Source organism: Pantoea sp. X-Soil-YNGN-844 (assembly GCF_059730595.1).
In genome coordinates, this window is the sequence record NZ_AP036007.1 from 3,417,884 (window position 1) to 3,434,484 (window position 16,601).

General features: G+C 56.9%; 16 protein-coding genes. 8 read left to right on the forward strand and 8 right to left on the reverse strand.

The genetic code is table 11. The features are described 5' to 3' along the window. Positions 1-134: 134 nt before the first annotated feature. A complete protein-coding gene (gene exbD, locus AC6I8C_RS15800) occupies positions 135-557 on the reverse strand; it encodes a TonB system transport protein ExbD (RefSeq protein ID WP_245115979.1) in 423 nt (140 codons plus the stop codon). Between the two features lie 6 nt (positions 558-563). Further along, on the reverse strand, positions 564-1,286 hold the full coding sequence (gene exbB / locus AC6I8C_RS15805; protein WP_013359037.1) for a tol-pal system-associated acyl-CoA thioesterase: 723 nt from the start codon (positions 1,284-1,286) through the stop codon (positions 564-566). A gap of 349 nt (positions 1,287-1,635) precedes the next feature. Between exbB and AC6I8C_RS15810 the strand changes: the two genes are divergently transcribed. From AC6I8C_RS15810 to AC6I8C_RS15830, 5 genes are all read left to right on the forward strand, one after another. Further along, complete coding sequence (locus tag AC6I8C_RS15810) at positions 1,636-2,607, forward strand: TRAP transporter substrate-binding protein (RefSeq protein ID WP_497823014.1); 972 nt, start codon at positions 1,636-1,638, stop codon at positions 2,605-2,607. A gap of 49 nt (positions 2,608-2,656) precedes the next feature. Next, positions 2,657-3,163 (forward strand): TRAP transporter small permease, encoded by a 507-nt coding sequence (locus tag AC6I8C_RS15815; protein ID WP_497823015.1) that lies wholly within the window; start codon positions 2,657-2,659, stop codon positions 3,161-3,163. Positions 3,164-3,177: 14 nt separating this feature from the next. Beyond that, the gene (locus tag AC6I8C_RS15820) at positions 3,178-4,464 is read left to right on the forward strand and encodes a TRAP transporter large permease (RefSeq protein ID WP_161735008.1); all 1,287 of its coding nucleotides are present in this window, start codon (positions 3,178-3,180) and stop codon (positions 4,462-4,464) included. A 133-nt stretch (positions 4,465-4,597) separates the two neighbouring features. Then, a complete protein-coding gene (gene metC, locus AC6I8C_RS15825; protein ID WP_497823016.1) occupies positions 4,598-5,788 on the forward strand; it encodes a cystathionine beta-lyase in 1,191 nt (396 codons plus the stop codon). 175 nt (positions 5,789-5,963) lie between these two features. Further along, positions 5,964-6,626 carry a DedA family protein gene (locus AC6I8C_RS15830; RefSeq protein ID WP_497823017.1) on the forward strand — a complete coding sequence of 221 codons (663 nt, stop codon included), beginning with the start codon at positions 5,964-5,966 and terminating at the stop codon, positions 6,624-6,626. Positions 6,627-6,656: 30 nt separating this feature from the next. Here AC6I8C_RS15830 and AC6I8C_RS15835 read toward each other — a convergent pair whose 3' ends face one another. Next, complete coding sequence (locus tag AC6I8C_RS15835) at positions 6,657-7,565, reverse strand: AraC family transcriptional regulator (RefSeq protein ID WP_013359043.1); 909 nt, start codon at positions 7,563-7,565, stop codon at positions 6,657-6,659. A 203-nt stretch (positions 7,566-7,768) separates the two neighbouring features. Here AC6I8C_RS15835 and dkgA point away from each other — a divergent pair, with 203 nt between their 5' ends. Next, positions 7,769-8,593, forward strand: coding sequence for a 2,5-didehydrogluconate reductase DkgA (gene dkgA, locus AC6I8C_RS15840; RefSeq protein ID WP_497823018.1), 825 nt, complete (start codon positions 7,769-7,771; stop codon positions 8,591-8,593). A gap of 91 nt (positions 8,594-8,684) precedes the next feature. On the opposite strand, the gene ftsP is transcribed toward dkgA, so the two are convergent. The 4 genes from ftsP to AC6I8C_RS15860 form a co-directional block, all read right to left on the reverse strand. Continuing rightward, positions 8,685-10,115, reverse strand: coding sequence for a cell division protein FtsP (ftsP, locus tag AC6I8C_RS15845; protein WP_033733900.1), 1,431 nt, complete (start codon positions 10,113-10,115; stop codon positions 8,685-8,687). A gap of 142 nt (positions 10,116-10,257) precedes the next feature. After that, the gene (locus AC6I8C_RS15850) at positions 10,258-10,995 is read right to left on the reverse strand and encodes a 1-acylglycerol-3-phosphate O-acyltransferase (protein ID WP_033733902.1); all 738 of its coding nucleotides are present in this window, start codon (positions 10,993-10,995) and stop codon (positions 10,258-10,260) included. A 45-nt stretch (positions 10,996-11,040) separates the two neighbouring features. After that, positions 11,041-13,314, reverse strand: coding sequence for a DNA topoisomerase IV subunit A (gene parC, locus AC6I8C_RS15855; RefSeq protein WP_497823019.1), 2,274 nt, complete (start codon positions 13,312-13,314; stop codon positions 11,041-11,043). Positions 13,315-13,506: 192 nt separating this feature from the next. After that, a complete protein-coding gene (locus tag AC6I8C_RS15860) occupies positions 13,507-14,271 on the reverse strand; it encodes a transporter substrate-binding domain-containing protein (RefSeq protein WP_497823020.1) in 765 nt (254 codons plus the stop codon). A 168-nt stretch (positions 14,272-14,439) separates the two neighbouring features. On the opposite strand from AC6I8C_RS15860, the gene AC6I8C_RS15865 reads away from it, so the two are divergent. Further along, positions 14,440-15,021, forward strand: coding sequence for an NAD(P)H-dependent oxidoreductase (locus AC6I8C_RS15865; RefSeq protein ID WP_013359049.1), 582 nt, complete (start codon positions 14,440-14,442; stop codon positions 15,019-15,021). Between the two features lie 48 nt (positions 15,022-15,069). After that, positions 15,070-15,378, forward strand: a complete 309-nt coding sequence (locus tag AC6I8C_RS15870; RefSeq protein WP_013359050.1) for a putative quinol monooxygenase — start codon at positions 15,070-15,072, stop codon at positions 15,376-15,378. Positions 15,379-15,674: 296 nt separating this feature from the next. Here the strand turns inward: AC6I8C_RS15870 and AC6I8C_RS15875 are convergent, their stop codons facing one another. Further along, positions 15,675-16,574, reverse strand: coding sequence for a LysR substrate-binding domain-containing protein (locus AC6I8C_RS15875; protein WP_497823021.1), 900 nt, complete (start codon positions 16,572-16,574; stop codon positions 15,675-15,677). Positions 16,575-16,601: the final 27 nt, after the last annotated feature.

The window sequence follows — 16,601 nt, forward strand, 5'->3', positions numbered from 1 at the left end:
CAACCAATTAACAATTCAAATCAGCCAGCATAAGTGATCAGCTCTGGTGCTGATCTGCCTGATTTTATCTGGCTGAAGAGCCGCCATAAAAAAGCGACCTTAACAGTCGCCTTTTCATGTTGCCGGATAACCCGCTATTTCTTCACGGTTTCCATGCCCATCAGACCGATTTTCAGGTAGCCCGCCGTGCGCAGCTTATCCATGACGCTCATCAGCGTTTCATAATCTACCGACTTGTCAGCCTGGAAGAAAATGGTGGTCTCTTTGTTGCCCTGCGTCTGGTTGGTCAGCACGTTAACCAGCGAGTCCGGGGTGACCTGATCGTTACCCACGTAAAGCTGTTTATCTGCTTTAATCGACAGATAGACCGGCTTTTCCGGACGCGGTTGCGGCGCGCTGGTGGAAGCAGGCAGATTAACGCGCACATCGACCGTAGCCAGTGGCGCGGCCACCATAAAGATGATCAGCAGCACCAGCATGACGTCGATAAACGGCGTCACGTTGATCTCATGCATTTCACCATCGGTTTCCAGATCGTCGTTTAATCGCATGGCCATAACAACTTACCCTAAGCGCAGTTTCTGGGCGGTCGCAGGACGCGGAACCTCTGTGGCGACGGTGCCCAGATCGATATCACGACTCTGCAGCAGCATCACCTGCGCGGCGACATCACCCAGCGAGGCTTTGTAGTTGGCAATCATGCGGGCAAAAACGTTATAGATGACGACGGCCGGGATCGCAGCAACCAGACCAATCGCGGTCGCCAGCAGCGCTTCGGCAATACCCGGTGCCACCACCGCAAGGTTGGTGGTCTGGGTTTTCGCGATGCCGATAAAGCTGTTCATGATGCCCCAGACGGTGCCGAACAGGCCGATAAACGGAGCGACAGACCCGATGGTCGCCAGGAAACCGTTGCCACGACCCGCATGGCGGCTGAAGGCGGCTACACGGCGCTCGAGGCGGAAACTGGTGCGATCTTTAATGCCATTGGTATCTTCCACGCCAGCCGACAGTTCAAGTTCATTCTGCGCATCGTTCAACAGCACCACAGAGTGGCTGTGCCCGGTAAAGGCTTTGGCAATGCGGGCGGCGTCATTCAGATTGCGGGCTTCGCCCAGTGCCAGTTGCTCACGCTTCAGGCGACGCTTAGCCGCGCTGAGTTCGGCATATTTGCCGAAGAAGATCGCCCAGGTCACCACTGAGGCCAATAACAGGCCAATCATGACCACCTTTACCACGATATCGGCATGTTGATACATGCCCCAAACGGAGAGGTCCGTTTGCATCAAATCACTGGCTACCACGCTGCTTCTCCAACTTCTGATTCAGGGATGCGAAACAAGCGCAAATAATAGCAAAATGGCGGCGAATTGATAGTAGTTCTCATTAGTATTTACAAAGCTGATCCGCGCTATTGACCTGTTGTTGAGCAGGTTCAGGCACGGTTTGTGAGGATATTTCGAAAATGTGAAGCTGCATGAAAATTTATTAAAACAACGTTTCAAAATGTGATGGAATTCATTCAATCAGCATTGCTGCATTTTACTCAGACACGTTTTCACTATGCTGGCTCCTTACGGCCCTCTGCGGTTAGCCCTGACCGCAGGCCGTCTTACCTCTGCGGGAGACAATATAATGAGAATGATGAAAACATGCGTGGCCAGTGCCCTGGCGGCGATGATAGCGAGCGCCACCGCCACGGCACAGGTGATTAAAGTGGCTGAAGTGCAGCCTGCCGGTTATCCCACCGTGGTCGCTCTGCAACACATGGGCGACAAACTGAAACAGGCCACCGATGGACGGCTGGAGATGAAGCTCTACGCCGGTGGCGTGTTGGGTGATGAAGATCAGACGCTGCAACAGGTGCAGCTGGGGGCTATCGATATGATCCGCGTCTCGCTGGCCCCGGTCACCTCGATTGCCCCAGAAACCAGCGTGCTGACCCTGCCCTACATTTTCCGCGACGTTAATCACATGCACAACGTGCTGGATGGCGATATAGGCCGCGAGATTGCCGACAAATTCGATAACGATCCCAACGCCCGCATGGTGTTCCTGGGCTGGACCGATGCCGGTGAGCGCAACATGATCACCAAGAAGCCGCTGGCGAAGCCGGACGATCTCAGGGGCATGAAAATCCGGGTGCAGAACAGCGCCATCTCGCTGGCAACCCTGAAAGCGATGGGCGCCAATCCGGTAGCGATGGGCGTCAGTGAAGTGTTCAGTGCGATGCAGACCGGCGTGGTTGATGGCACCGAAAACAACCCACCAACCTTTGTCGCCCATAACTATATGCCGGTCGCGAAGTATTACACCCTCAGCGGCCACTTTATCCAGCCAGAGATGATCCTGTTTTCAAAACGCGCCTGGGATCGCCTGAAACCCGAGGATCAGGCCCTGCTGAAAAAGCTCGGCAAAGAGGCACAGGATGAGGAGCGCCAGCTCTGGGCGACCTATACCGAAGAGTCGATCGCCAAAATGAAGGCGGGCGGCGTCACCTTCCAGCAGACCGACCGCGACTATTTCGTCAAAGCGACTCAGCCAGTGCGCGATCAGTTTGGCGGCAAATATCAGGATCTGATGACCCGGATCGCTGAGGTGAAATAACCCTTCCCGCGCCACGCTGCCGTGTGGCGTATTTAATCAGGTATCAATTATGTCTGCTTATGCACGTCTGATGGATGGGCTTTATCTGCTCTGCATGCTGGTGGCCGCCGTGGCGCTGTTGATCATGGTGACGGTGATCCCGATTGGGATCTTCGCCCGTTACGTGATGAACGGCGCGCTCTCGTGGCCAGAGCCGGTTGCCATTATCTGCATGATCATTTTTACCTTTATCGGCGCACCGGTGGGTCTGCGCGCCGGAACCCATATCTGCGTATCGATGGTCACTGACCGCCTGTCACCTGCCCGGCAGCGTCTGATGCTGCGCGTCAGCGATCTGCTGATGATCGTCACCTGTCTGGTGATCTTCCAGGCCAGTTACAGCCTGTGCGAAGCGATGTGGGTGCAGACCCTCGCCTCACTCCCGGCAGTGACCTACGGCGAGATGTATCTGCCGATTCCGATTGGCGCAATTTTCACCCTGCTGTTTGTTATTGAGCGCCTGCTGAGCGGCGATCAGAGCCAGCGGCCGATTGTCACGCTGGGCGGTACCCACTAACGCGGAGCAGAAAAATGGATGCATTGATCTTGATAGGCAGTTTGCTGGTGTTGCTGATGGTGGGTTTTCCGGTCGCCTTTGCGGTGGGACTGAGCGCCTTTATCGGTGCCTGGTGGATCGATCTGCCGCTGGAAGCGGTGGTGATTCAGGTAACCAACGGGATTAACAAATTTTCACTGCTGACCATTCCGTTCTTTATCCTCGCGGGCGCGATTATGGCGGAGGGCGGCATTGCCCGCCGCCTGGTCAACTTCGCCTATATCTTTGTCGGTTTTATTCGCGGCGGGCTGTCGCTGGTTAATATCGTCGCTTCAACCTTTTTTGGCGCTATCTCTGGTTCGTCGGTAGCCGATACCGCCTCGATTGGTTCGGTAATGATTCCGCAGATGGAGGAGAAAGGCTATCCGCGTGACTTCGCCGCGGCAGTGACCGCCAGCGGTTCAGTACAGGCGGTGCTGACGCCCCCCAGCCACAACTCCGTCATCTACTCGCTGGCGACCGGCGGCATGGTAACCATCTCCTCGCTGTTTGTTGCCGGGATCTTCCCTGGCCTGCTGCTCGGCGGTTGCCTGATGGTGATGTGTCTGGGCTTTGCCCATAAACGCGGCTATCCCAAAGGCGAGCGTATTCCGTTTCGTCAGGCGCTGAAGATTTTCTTCGACGCTTTCTGGGGTCTGTTTACCGTCGTGATCATTATGGGCGGGATCCTCTCTGGCATTTTTACCGCCTCGGAATCCGCTGCGATTGCCTGTATCTGGGCGTTCTTCGTCACCATGTTTATCTATCGCGACTTTAAATGGAGCCAGTTGCATATCCTGCTGTTCCGCACCATTAAAACCGTCACCATCGTGATGGTGCTGATCGCTTTCGCGGCCGGGTTTGGCGCGGTAATGACCTTTATGCAGCTGCCGACCATTATTACCGAAGCGTTCACCAGCCTCTCCGATAACAAATATGTCATCCTGATGTGTATCAATATCCTGCTGCTGGTGGTGGGCACGCTGATGGATATGGCACCGCTGATTCTGATCCTGACGCCGGTGCTGCTGCCGGTGGCGACCGCGCTGGGGGTCGATCCGGTTCACTTTGGCATGATCATGCTGACGAACCTGGGCATCGGGCTGATTACGCCACCGGTCGGCACCGTCTTGTTTGTGGCCAGCGCCGTGAGTAAACAGAAGATTGAGCAGGTCGTCGGGGCGATGCTGCCGTTCTACGGCATGCTGTTTCTGGTGCTGATGCTGATTACCTATATTCCCGCTATTTCACTCTGGTTGCCGCGCCTGATGGGCGTGATGTAGCACCATGAAAACCGGCCTGTTCGCGGGCCGGTTTTTTTCCTGCGACGCACTCTGATAATCACCATTGAGTCTCAACCCTGCTGGCCGTTTCGTGATAACGTGAGGGCTTAGTCTGAAGCGGTAAAGGCGACTCATGACCACCAGAAAAATTGATACCACGCTCGTCAGTGCAGGACGCAGCAAGCGTTATACCCAGGGCTCGGTGAACAGCGTCATTCAGCGCGCCTCTTCGCTGGTTTTTGATACGGTTGCGGAGAAGAAACGCGCCACCGCCGGTCGGGCAAAAGGCGAACTTTTTTATGGCCGTCGTGGCACCCTGACGCACTTTGCGTTGCAGGATGCGATGACCGAGCTGGAAGGCGGTGCGGGCTGCGTGCTCTATCCCTGCGGCGCGGCTGCCGTGGCAAACGCGATTCTGGCGTTTGTCGAGGCGGGCGACCACGTACTGATGAGCGGTGCGGTCTATGAACCGACGCAGGACTTCTGTACTAAAATTCTCGCTAAGCTGCAGGTTTCCACCGGCTGGTTCGATCACTGCATCGGCAGTGAAATCGGTGAGCTGGTGCAACCCAACACCCGTGTTGTCTTCCTGGAGTCGCCCGCTTCAATCACGATGGAAGTTCAGGATATTCCGGCGATTGTGGCAGCGGTACGCGCTAAAGCGCCCGAGGCGATCATCATGATCGACAACACCTGGGCGGCCGGTATTCTGTTTGACGCGCTGGCGCACGGCATCGACATCTCGATTCAGGCTGGCACCAAATATCTGATTGGTCACAGCGATGCAATGATCGGCACCGCGGTCGCCAATGCGCGTTGTATCGACCAGTTGCGTGAAAACTCTTATCTGATGGGCCAGATGGTGGATGCCGATACCGCCTACATGGCGAGCCGCGGTCTGCGTACGCTGGGCACCCGTCTGCGTCAGCATGAAGAGAGCGCAATTCAGGTGGCTGAGTGGCTGGCGGCGCGCCCGGAAGTGTCACGGGTGAATCATCCGGCACTGGCGCAAAGCAAAGGTCATGCATTCTGGCAGCGAGATTTTAACGGCAGCAGCGGCCTGTTCTCGTTCATCCTGCAGAAAAAATTAGACGCGCCCCAACTGGCGGAATATCTCGATCACTTCCATCATTTCAGCATGGCTTACTCCTGGGGCGGCTATGAATCGCTGATCCTGGCAAATCAGCCGGAAGAGCTGGCTGAGATTCGTCCGGCGGGCGGTGTGGATTTCACCGGCACGCTAGTGCGGCTGCACATTGGTCTGGAGCACGTTGATGATCTGCTGACTGACCTGGAGGCCGGTTTTGCGCGCCTGACGCGCTAAGTCAGATAAACAGAAAGTAAACAGAAGATAAACCACGTAGCGGCGGCCCGGAGAGTTTGCCGGGCACTGGCTCATTTGTTGTTAAAATTTATCCTGCATCGTTCAGCTTACCGGTGAGATTGCCGTGCTGCCTGAACGCAGACGGATTGTTCCTTGTGACGTGATGGAATCGCTAATGGGTGTTTTACACGAGATTGTCCAGGCGCTCTGGCATCAGGATTTTGCCGCGCTGGCAAATCCGGATGTAGTGTGGGTGGTATATGGCGTGATGTTCCTGACGCTGTTTCTGGAAAATGGTCTGCTGCCCGCCTCTTTCCTGCCGGGCGACAGCCTGCTGCTGCTGGCCGGCGCGATGGTGGCTAAAGGGGTGATGGATTTTGTGCCGACGATGGTGATCCTCACGACCGCCGCCAGCCTCGGCTGCTGGCTGAGCTATCTGCAGGGCCGCTGGCTGGGGAATACCCGACTGGTGAAGAGCTGGCTGATGCATCTGCCGGCACAGTATCACCAGCGCGCCTGGAATATGTTTAACCGTCACGGGCTGATGGCGCTGCTGGTCGGCCGTTTTCTTGCCTTTATCCGCACTATCCTGCCGACTATGGCGGGCATTGCAGGCCTGCAGAATGGCCGCTTTCAGCTGTTTAACTGGCTCAGCGGCATGCTGTGGGTCGGCATTGTGGTTGCCTTTGGCTATGGCATCAGCCAGGTGCCGTTTATCAAGCGTCATGAGGATCAGGTGATGGCGATTCTGATGATACTGCCGATGGTGCTGCTGGTGCTCGGCCTGTCCGGCAGCATTGTGGTGATCTGGAAAAAGCGTCGCCAGAAACGCGCCTGACGCGCGTCTGGCTTTCGGATCCGCCGCCACTCAGGCGGACGGATCCGCTACCGTCTGCCTGACACGACTCACCTCTTCCCCCGGCGTCACGCCGAAATAGCGTTTAAACTCCCGCGAAAATTGCGAAGGGCTTTCATAGCCCACCCGCACCGCCGCCGCACTCGCCTTGAGTCCATCGTGCAGCATCAGCAGCCGCGCCTGATGCAGGCGATAGCGCTTGAGATACTGCAGCGGCGAGGTCTGCGTCACCGCTTTGAAGTTATGGTGAAAGGCTGAGACGCTCATGTTTACTTCCGCGGCCAGTGCATCGACGCTGAGGTTTTCCGCATAGTGATTCTCAATCCGCCGCAGGGCGCGCGCGATGAGGCTGAACTGCGTCTGTCGGCTCACCAGCGAAAGCAGCGCGCCGCCAATCGGGCCGGTCAGCACATAGTAGATAATTTCCCGCACGATATGCGGCCCCAGCACGCGCGCATCGCGCGGCTGGGTCATCACATCCAGCAGTCGCTCCGCGGCGCACAGCATCGGTTCCGTCAGCCACGCCGAGTGAATACCTGAAGTCTGCGGCTGCGGCTGAAACTGATCGTCGTCGCCAATTTCAATCAGCAGATCCTGCAGGCTGGCGGTATCAACCCTGAGACACAGCCCGGCAATCGGGATCTCCGGCGAGGCCCAGGTTTCGCACTCCACCGGCAGCGGCACGGTCAGCATCAGGTATTTGCTGGCGTCATACTGAAACACGGTGCTGCCGAGATAGCCGGTTTTGCTGCCCTGAAACAGGATGACAATGCCGGGCTGATACATCATCGGCGTACGGGGACGATATTGATTGGCATAAATCAGCGACACATTTTCGACCGGGCAAAGACGGTCGCGACCATGGGTCATTAAGGTGACTACCTGCTGTGCCAGCCGGTGACACAGTGCATCGTGCGCCATAGCGACTCCTTTACGGGCAAAAAGCCAGTGTGCCGTGCTAATGCCTGAACCGCCAGCAGCCTGGAGAATCAGGCAAGAAATTTACCGGATCGGGCAGAAGTGCAGACCCGCTGTTGTTGCTGGCGCTGAGCAGGCTGAAAATTGTTGGCTAGACTTAAGCACAGTGAATTCTCACGGGTTAACCGCAACGGAAAGGAGCAACTATGGCAGACCAACCCATTATCAAACTGCGCGATGGCAATATGATGCCGCAACTCGGACTCGGTGTGTGGCAGGCCAGCATCGAAGATGCGCGTCATGCGGTGCTGAAAGCGCTTGAGGTCGGCTATCGCTCAATCGATACCGCCGCCGCCTATAAGAATGAAGAGGCGATTGGCCAGGCTCTGCAGGAAACCGACGTACCACGCGAAGAGATTTTCGTGACCACCAAACTGTGGAACGACGATCAGCAGAATGTTCAGCAGGCGATGGAAACCAGCCTGGAGAAACTCAAACTGGATCAGGTCGATCTCTATCTGATGCACTGGCCGTGCCCGGAAAAAGACCATTACGTTGATGCCTGGAAGAAGATGATCGAACTGCAGCAGCAGGGTCTGACCAAAAGCATCGGCGTCTGTAACTTCCATGAAGCGCACCTGAAGCGTCTGCTGGATGAAACCGGTGTGACGCCGGTCGTGAACCAGATTGAGCTGCACCCGATGCTACAGCAGCGCACGCTGCATGCGTGGAACGCGCTGCACCAGATCCAGACCGAATCCTGGAGTCCGCTGGCCCAGGGCGGTAAAGGGGTCTTCGATCAGGAGATCATTAAGTCGCTGGCGAAGAAATATGGCAAGACACCGGCGCAGATTGTGATCCGCTGGCATCTGGATAGCGGCCTGGTAGTGATTCCGAAATCGGTGACGCCAGCACGCATCGAAGAGAACTTTAAGGTGTTCGACTTCCGTCTGGATAAGCATGAAGTGAGTGATATTGCGAAACTGGATAACGGCAACCGTCTGGGACCAGACCCGGAAACCTTTAACTGACGTGAAGGTGACCTTAACCACTCTGCCCTGCCGTTGACGGGCAGAGAAGGCTTAACGCGGTCAGGCGGGTTCTTAACGCCTGACCGCGCTGTTATGCCGTGGGCTGCACCACCAGCTGACCCGCCGTACCGCGATCGGCCAGTTCCAGGGTCTGACTGTGGTAGACAAACGGGAAGTGATCGGACGAACTTTGCGGGAAGCTGACCATCAGTTCCACGCTGCCATCGACCCATACCGTATCTTTCCAGCCACGATCTTCACCCATCGGCTGTGCGCCATTCACACTTTTAATCAGGAACATCACGCCCTGAATATGCAGCGACTGCGGCCGATCGGCGTGCAGGATCCAGCGCTCAAAGGTGCCCTGCTGCGCAGTGGTGTCAATGCGGTTCATATCCCAGAGCGCGCCGTTGATGCCCGGCATGCTGTCACCGATGCGGAATTCGCGGGTGCGAACCGCCACGCCATCCAGAATCTGGTCGGCCAGCAGCCGCATCGGCAGATTATCCGTCACCAGCGGCAGTAAGCCGGTTGGGCGCAGCGTCAGGATCAGGGTGGAAGTCAGAATAGAAGATGGCTCAAAAAAACCGCGCAGCCGATCCATAATGCCTGCCGCCGTTCCCGCCGTAATCGACACTTCGTCACCCTGCGACATATCCACCAGCACTTCGCGACGTTCGCCCGGCGCCAGTGACAGACGCTGCACCGCCACCGGTGCAGGCAAATAGCCCTGATCGCTGGCAATCACCATAAACGGACGATTGTCGCTGAGCACCATCTCATAGCGTCGCGCATTCGAGGCGTTCAGCAGACGCAGGCGCACCCAGCCGCGTGACACCTCAACATAAGGATTGCGTACCCCATTCACCAGCAGCGTATCACCCAGGAAACCACCATCCTGCGGCGGGTCATAGACCGGCGTGGCAAAGTTATCGAGCCGCTTGTCCTGAATGATGATGGGGAAGTCATCGACGCCGTAATGCTTCGGCAGCGGCAGCTGTTTGCCGATGTCATCTTCCACCAGCCACATGCCCGCCAGACCGTTATAGATATGCGGTGCCATGCGGTTTGGGGTATTGGCGTGATACCAGCAGGTTGAAGCCGCCTGACGAATCGGCAGTACCGGCGACCAGTCGACACCGGCCGACATCATACGTGGCGCACCACCCATTAGCGCACCCGGCAGCTGCAAACCGCTGACGGTCATGGAGACGGACTCATTCAGCCGGTTGCTGTAGATCAGCTTAACGTCGTCACCACTGTAAACCCGGACGGTCGGGCCGAGGTAGAGGCCATTAATGCCCCATACCGGCACTTTGTTATTGTCGCCATTAAATGACCAGTGGCTACGCTGCATCGTCAGGAACAGCGGCTGGCCGCGACGGGATTCCAGCAACGGCGGAACCGGAAGTGGCGTATCGCCATTAGCTGAAGAAGCGGCATGTGCCGCATGAGGGAGTAAACTGGCGCTAAGCGCCGCTCCGGCAGAAAGCTGGATGAACTGACGTCTGCTGAAAGACATAAAACTTCTGACCCTTTACGCGTGGCGCTAAGCGCCGGCCCTGTTTTTATTGATCTGTTTTTGCTGTGCTGCGTTCACGACGAGCCGGAAAAGGCTCGCCGCGCGGCATCCATGCAGGATAGTTCGGCGAATGACTCGCCGGTCAGATTTTTCCGTTTTTTTCGCGTTCTGCGACTTCGGCATTGAGCTCTTCCAGCTTCGCCGCCATCAGTTCGCGACAGTGAGTCGCCAGCTTACGCACCGACGAAGACTCGAATGCTTTTACATCAACCGGCGGCAGCATCTCAACAATGACCAGCCCGTTGTTCCAGCGATTGAGATCGATTTTGCCATGGGTATTGGAGACCACAATCGGAATGATCGGCACGCCCGCCGCCACAGCAGCGTGGAAGGCACCGGTTTTAAACGGCAGCAGGCCACGGCCACGGCTGCGCGTCCCTTCCGGGAACATCCAGATAGAGATGCGCTTGCGGTTAAACTGATCCACCAGCTCACCGATGGTGCCGCGCGCTTTCGCCCGGTCATCGCGGTCGATCAGCAGGTTGCCGGTCAGCCAGTAGAGCAGGCCAAAAAACGGCACCCACAGCAGGCTCTTCTTGCCCACGGTGACCGTATAGGGCTGCACCATTTTGGCCGCGGTGACCATGTCGTAGTTGTTCTGATGGTTGGCGATATAGATCGCATTGCCATAATTCTCCGCGCCTTCCGGTCTGCGCAGATCAACTTTAAGACCAAATACCGTCGACAATTTGCCGAACAGATGGCCAAAAGTCGCGACGTGGCGCGGATCGCGTGGTGAAAAAAGACACCAGATACAGCCAAAGATACAGATCAGGATCGAATAAATGACGACGATAATGGCACGCAGAATCAGTAACATAGTTCCCTCATTGAGCCACGGCTGACGCAGGGTCAGCCGGGTTGTTTACGCTTCGCTATCCGGGCTCGCCGGACGCGCAGGCGCATCCAGTTCAACACGATCAATTTTTTGCAGGCCGCGCGGTAACAGCGTGCCGCGACGTCCGCGATCGGCGCGGAATTTCTGTAGCTCTTCACTGCGCAGCAGCATTTTACGCTTGCCCACGTGCAGTGTGATCGCGCTGCCCGGCGGCAGGATCATCAGCCAGGCCAGTTTGTCCTGACCGGCAGCGGCTTCTGCTGACGGAATGGAGATAATTTTGTTGCCCTTGCCTTTCGACATCTGCGGCAGTTCGCCAACCGGGAACATCAGCATGCGTCCCGCCTGGGTAATCGCCAGCAGCATGTCATCTTCATGATGCACCGCCATTGGCGTCATCACGCGGGCATTGTCCGGCAGCGTCAGCAGCGCTTTACCAGCACGATTGCGCGACACCAGGTCGCTGAAGGTACAGATAAAGCCGTAGCCCGCATCAGACGCCATCAGCAGACGCTGGTCATCCGGCTCCATCAGCACCTGTTCAACCACCGCACCCGGCGGTGGCGTCAGCTTGCCGGTCAGCGGCTCGCCCTGCCCGCGCGCGGAAGGCAGCGATGTCGGATCCAGCGTATAGCTGCGGCCGGTGGAGTCGATAAAGGCCACCGGCTGATTGCTCTTGCCGCGTGCGGCAGCCAGATAGCTGTCGCCCGCTTTATAGCTCAGTCCGGCTGGATCGATATCGTGGCCTTTGGCGCTGCGCACCCAGCCCATCTGCGACAGCACAATGGTGACCGGTTCAGACGGCACCAGCTCGGTTTCGCTCAGGGCTTTGGCTTCTTCACGCTCACACAGCGGCGAACGACGATCGTCGCCGTAGCTGGCGCTGTCAGCCTGTAACTCTTTTTTCAGCAGGGTGTTCATCTTGCGTTCAGAGGCCAGCGTCGCCTGCAGCTGATCGCGCTCTTTTTCAAGATCCGCCTGCTCGCCACGGATCTTCATCTCTTCCAGTTTTGCCAGGTGGCGCAACTTCAGTTCGAGGATCGATTCGGCCTGCGTTTCACTGATGCCGAAACGCGACATCAGGACCGGCTTCGGCTCATCCTCAGTACGGATGATCTCGATCACTTCATCGATGTTCAGGAAAGCAACCAGCAAACCTTCCAGAATATGCAGGCGGCGCAGCACGCGATCCAGCCGGTAGTTCAGACGACGTTTGACCGTGTCGCGGCGGAACACCAGCCATTCGGTCAGGATCTCGTGCAGGTTTTTCACTGCCGGGCGGTTATCCAGGCCGATCATATTGAGGTTAACGCGGTAACTCTTTTCCAGATCGGTGGTGGCGAACAGATGGTTCATCACCTGATCGAGATCAACGCGGTTAGAGCGCGGCACGATCACCAGACGGGTCGGGTTCTCATGATCTGACTCATCACGCAGATCCTCCACCATCGGCAGCTTTTTGTTGCGCATCTGGTTAGCAATCTGCTCCAGCACGCGCGCGCCTGATACCTGATGCGGCAGCGCGGTGATAACCACCTCGCCCTCTTCTTTCTTCCATACCGCACGCTGGCGGATGGAGCCGCGCCCGGTCTGATAAATTTTGCGGATTTCGTCACGCGGCGTAATGATCTCCGCCTCGGTCGGATAATCAGGTCCCTGGACAATATCCAGCAGCTGGTCCAGCGTGGTTTTCGGCGCGTCGATCAGTGCGATCGCCGCCTGAGCCACTTCGCGCAGGTTGTGTGGCGGAATATCGGTCGCCATGCCCACGGCGATACCGGTGGTGCCATTCAGCAGAATATTGGGCAGGCGCGCCGGTAACATCTTCGGCTCCTGCAGCGTGCCGTCAAAGTTCGGCTGATAGTCGACCGTGCCCTGACCCAGCTCGCCCAGCAGCAGCTCGGCATATTTTGACAGACGGGATTCGGTGTAACGCATCGCCGCGAACGACTTGGGATCATCCGGCGCGCCCCAGTTACCCTGGCCGTCGACCAGCGGATAACGGTAGGAGAACGGCTGGGCCATCAGCACCATCGCTTCATAGCAGGCGCTGTCGCCGTGCGGATGGTACTTACCCAGCACGTCACCCACGGTACGTGCCGATTTTTTGAATTTTGCGTTGGCGCTCAGGCCCAGCTCGGACATGGCGTAAACGATACGTCGCTGAACCGGCTTTAATCCGTCGCCAATGTAAGGCAGTGCGCGGTCCATGATGACGTACATCGAATAGTTTAAGTACGCATTCTCGGTGAATGTGTGCAGGGCAAGACGCTCTGCACCATCCTGAGTCAGTTCACTCATTAATTTCTCATCCTCACATCGTGGCCCACAACGGCGGGACACCCGGCGGTGGTTTGGCGAGGATAGTACCTTATTCCCTGGTGTTAGTCACAGGGGAAGCGCGGGACAAGAGGCGTCCCGCCGCGCAATTTCATGTGCTGGAGGTGCGCCGGATTCAGACCGGCAAGTGTCTGACCTCTCTGCGGAAGTGAATCAGGGCTTTGCCCCTATCCACTGACGGGCAATATCACGATATTCACCGGTGGCGGTGCTGAGATGCACCCACTGATCGACATAGAGCTTCCAGCTGATGTCGTCACGCGGGATCATGTAAGCCTTCTCGCCATACTGCAGCGGTTTGTCGGGATTGATCGCACAGAGCGTCGGGTAATGCTGCTGCTGAAAACGCGCTTCTGAGGCATCGGTGATCATCACATCTGCCTTGTTGTCGACCAGCTGCTGGAAGATGGTGACGTTATCGTGGAACAGCGTCAGCGAGGCTTCTGGCAAATGGCTGTGGACAAAGGCTTCGTTAGTACCGCCAGCCGGTTCAATCAGCCGCACGTCTGGCCGGTTGAGCTGTTCGATGGTCTGGAAGCGATCTTTATCGCTGCAGCGCACCAGCGGGATTTTGCCATCCACGTCCAGCGGCTGCGCGAACCAGGCGGTCTGCTGGCGCTTCAGCGTGACGGAGACGCCGCCAACGGCAATGTCACACTGCTTTGCCAGAAAGTCTGGCATCAGGTTTTTCCAGCTGGTCTGTACCCACTCCACCTTCGCACCGAGCGAGGTAGCCAGCGCGTTCGCCATGCTGATATCCAGCCCTTCATACTGACCATCGGATCGCAGATAGCTGTAGGGCTTGTAATCGCCGGTGGTGCAGACTTTGAGCGTTTTAGAACTGAGAACGGTGTCGAGATGAGATTGTGCCTGGACAGCACCGCTGACCAGCAGCAAAGCGAGGATTAATTTTTTCATTCTGATTATTTTCTATGATTTTTTTATGGTGAGTTTGCCCACTGATGGTGCCATAAACCGGCGTATTGTTGCTGCTACAGCAAAAGTGTTGTGATCAACCTCGCATTTTTCTGCGGCTGCGGCGCGCGTAAGCTGAGCACCATATTCAGGAAATGAGGCAACCTATTCATGAGCAGGATTTTAATTATCGATGGTGGCAAAACTTTTGCCCACTCTAAAGGCGAACTGAACCACACCCTGACCGATGTTGCGGCCAGCCAGCTGCGTGACATGGGACATGAGGTGTCAGTCACCGTGGCTGACAGCGATTACGTGATCGCCGATGAAGTGCAGAAATATGTCGACAGCGATGTGGTGATTTATCAGATGCCGGGCTGGTGGATGGGCGAACCCTGGACCGTGAAGCGTTACATCGATGAAGTCTTTACTGAAGGCCACGGCTCGCTTTACGCCAGCGATGGCCGTACCCGTTCTGATGCGGCGAAGAAGTACGGTTCCGGCGGTCTGTTGCAGGGCAAAAAATATATGCTGTCACTGACCTGGAATGCGCCGCTGCAGGCCTTTACCGACCCGGAGCAGTTCTTTGAAGGCGTTGGCGTCGATGGTCTCTATCTGCACTTCCACAAGGCCAACCAGTTCCTGGGAATGGACGCGCTGCCGACCTTTATCTGCAATGACGTGATTAAAGCGCCGGACGTGCCGCGCGATATTGCCGCTTATCGGACCCATCTTAGCCGCGTTTTTGCGTAAGATGGTAAGGGGCTATCCCCTATTTTCCCACGAAAGAGGAATTCGCGAATGTTAACAGTCGTTGCTGAAATTTGTGTTAAACCCGGTCGCCGTCAGGCTGTGCTGGATGCAGTGAAAAAGCTGATCCCGCAGGTCTTAGAAGAAGATGGCTGCCATCAGTATGACGCGCTGCTGGATCATCAGGCGCAGGTGCCATGGAAGCAGAACTCGCCAGACTCTATTTTCATGCTGGAGCAGTGGGAAACGCTGCGCCATCTGGAGCAGCATCAGCAGATGCCGCACATGGATGCGCATCGCGCCATCATTAAAGATGATGTGGTGGATGTGAAGATTCTGGTGCTGGAACCGAGTGCCTGACTAATAAGCTGATTGCTAATGCTCCTGTATTCGTGCCGGAGGCTGCTGGCAAACTCAAAGCTGAGTGGCTCTGGCAGCAACGCATTAGCTCAACCCGAAGGGAATATGGGCAGAAGAGGAAAGCGTCCCGCGCCAGGGATGGCGCGGGTAGAGCGACCAGGGACTGGCTTGAGCGTCTTTCCGATCTGTCCATATTCCCTGAGCGGGCACAATCAGAAAGCAAAGCCGGCCAGACTTTGTCACCCTCCTCAAACCTCTGTTCTGCAACAGCGATTTTTTCTTTCTGACAGACCAGTTTAAAGCATCTGCCGCCGATCAATCTCGGTGCGGAGAAAATCGAGAAAGCAGCCGATACGCGACGAGAGCGTGGTATTACGGTAATAAACCGCATGCACCGGCAACCGCAAATCGCGGGTTTCTGCGGAGAGGACAGGCACCAGCCGGCCAGCGGCGCAATCTTCCCGGCTGACAAAGTCTGAGAGGCGGGCAATCCCCTGTCCCGCCAGCGCCAGCTGCCGGATGGTTTCACCGCTGGAGGCTGCGAGTGTTGGCTTGACGCGCATAAAATCACCATCAGGCTGCCAGATCGGCCAGACGTTGAGGGTGTCAGGATAACTGAAGCCGATGGTCTGATGCTGCGCAAGATCGGCAACGCTCTGTGGCGTGCCCGCTTTCGCCAGATAGGCCGGACTGGCCATCAGCCGGATTGCACTACTGCCAAGCAGCCGGGCGCGCAGCGTAGAGTCACGCAGTTCCCCGATACGAATGGCAATGTCGGTCTGCTGCTCCAGCAGATCGATCATGATGTCGTCGGTATTCAGTTCAAGCTGGATCAGCGGATAACGGGCGCGGAAGTCCTCTACCAGCGGCACAATCACATGCAGCATAAAGGGCGTCGCAGCGTTCACCCGCAGTCGTCCTGACGGCATCTCGCGCCGCAGGGCAATCTGCTCTTCCGCCTGCTCAACCGAGGCCAGAATCTGGCGCGCATGCTCCAGAAAAACCTGTCCCTCTTCGGTCAGTGCCAGCCGTCGGGTAGTCCGATGTAACAGCGTGGTCTGCAGCTTGCTCTCCAGCCGCGACAGCGCCCGGCTAATGCCCGAACTGGTCTGCGCCAGCTGGGTTGCCGCCGCCGTAATGGAACCGCTGTCCACCACCGCCACCCAGGCGCGTAGCTCTTCCAGGGTAATTTTCACAAGGGTTACTGTCTCTGCTCTGAATCT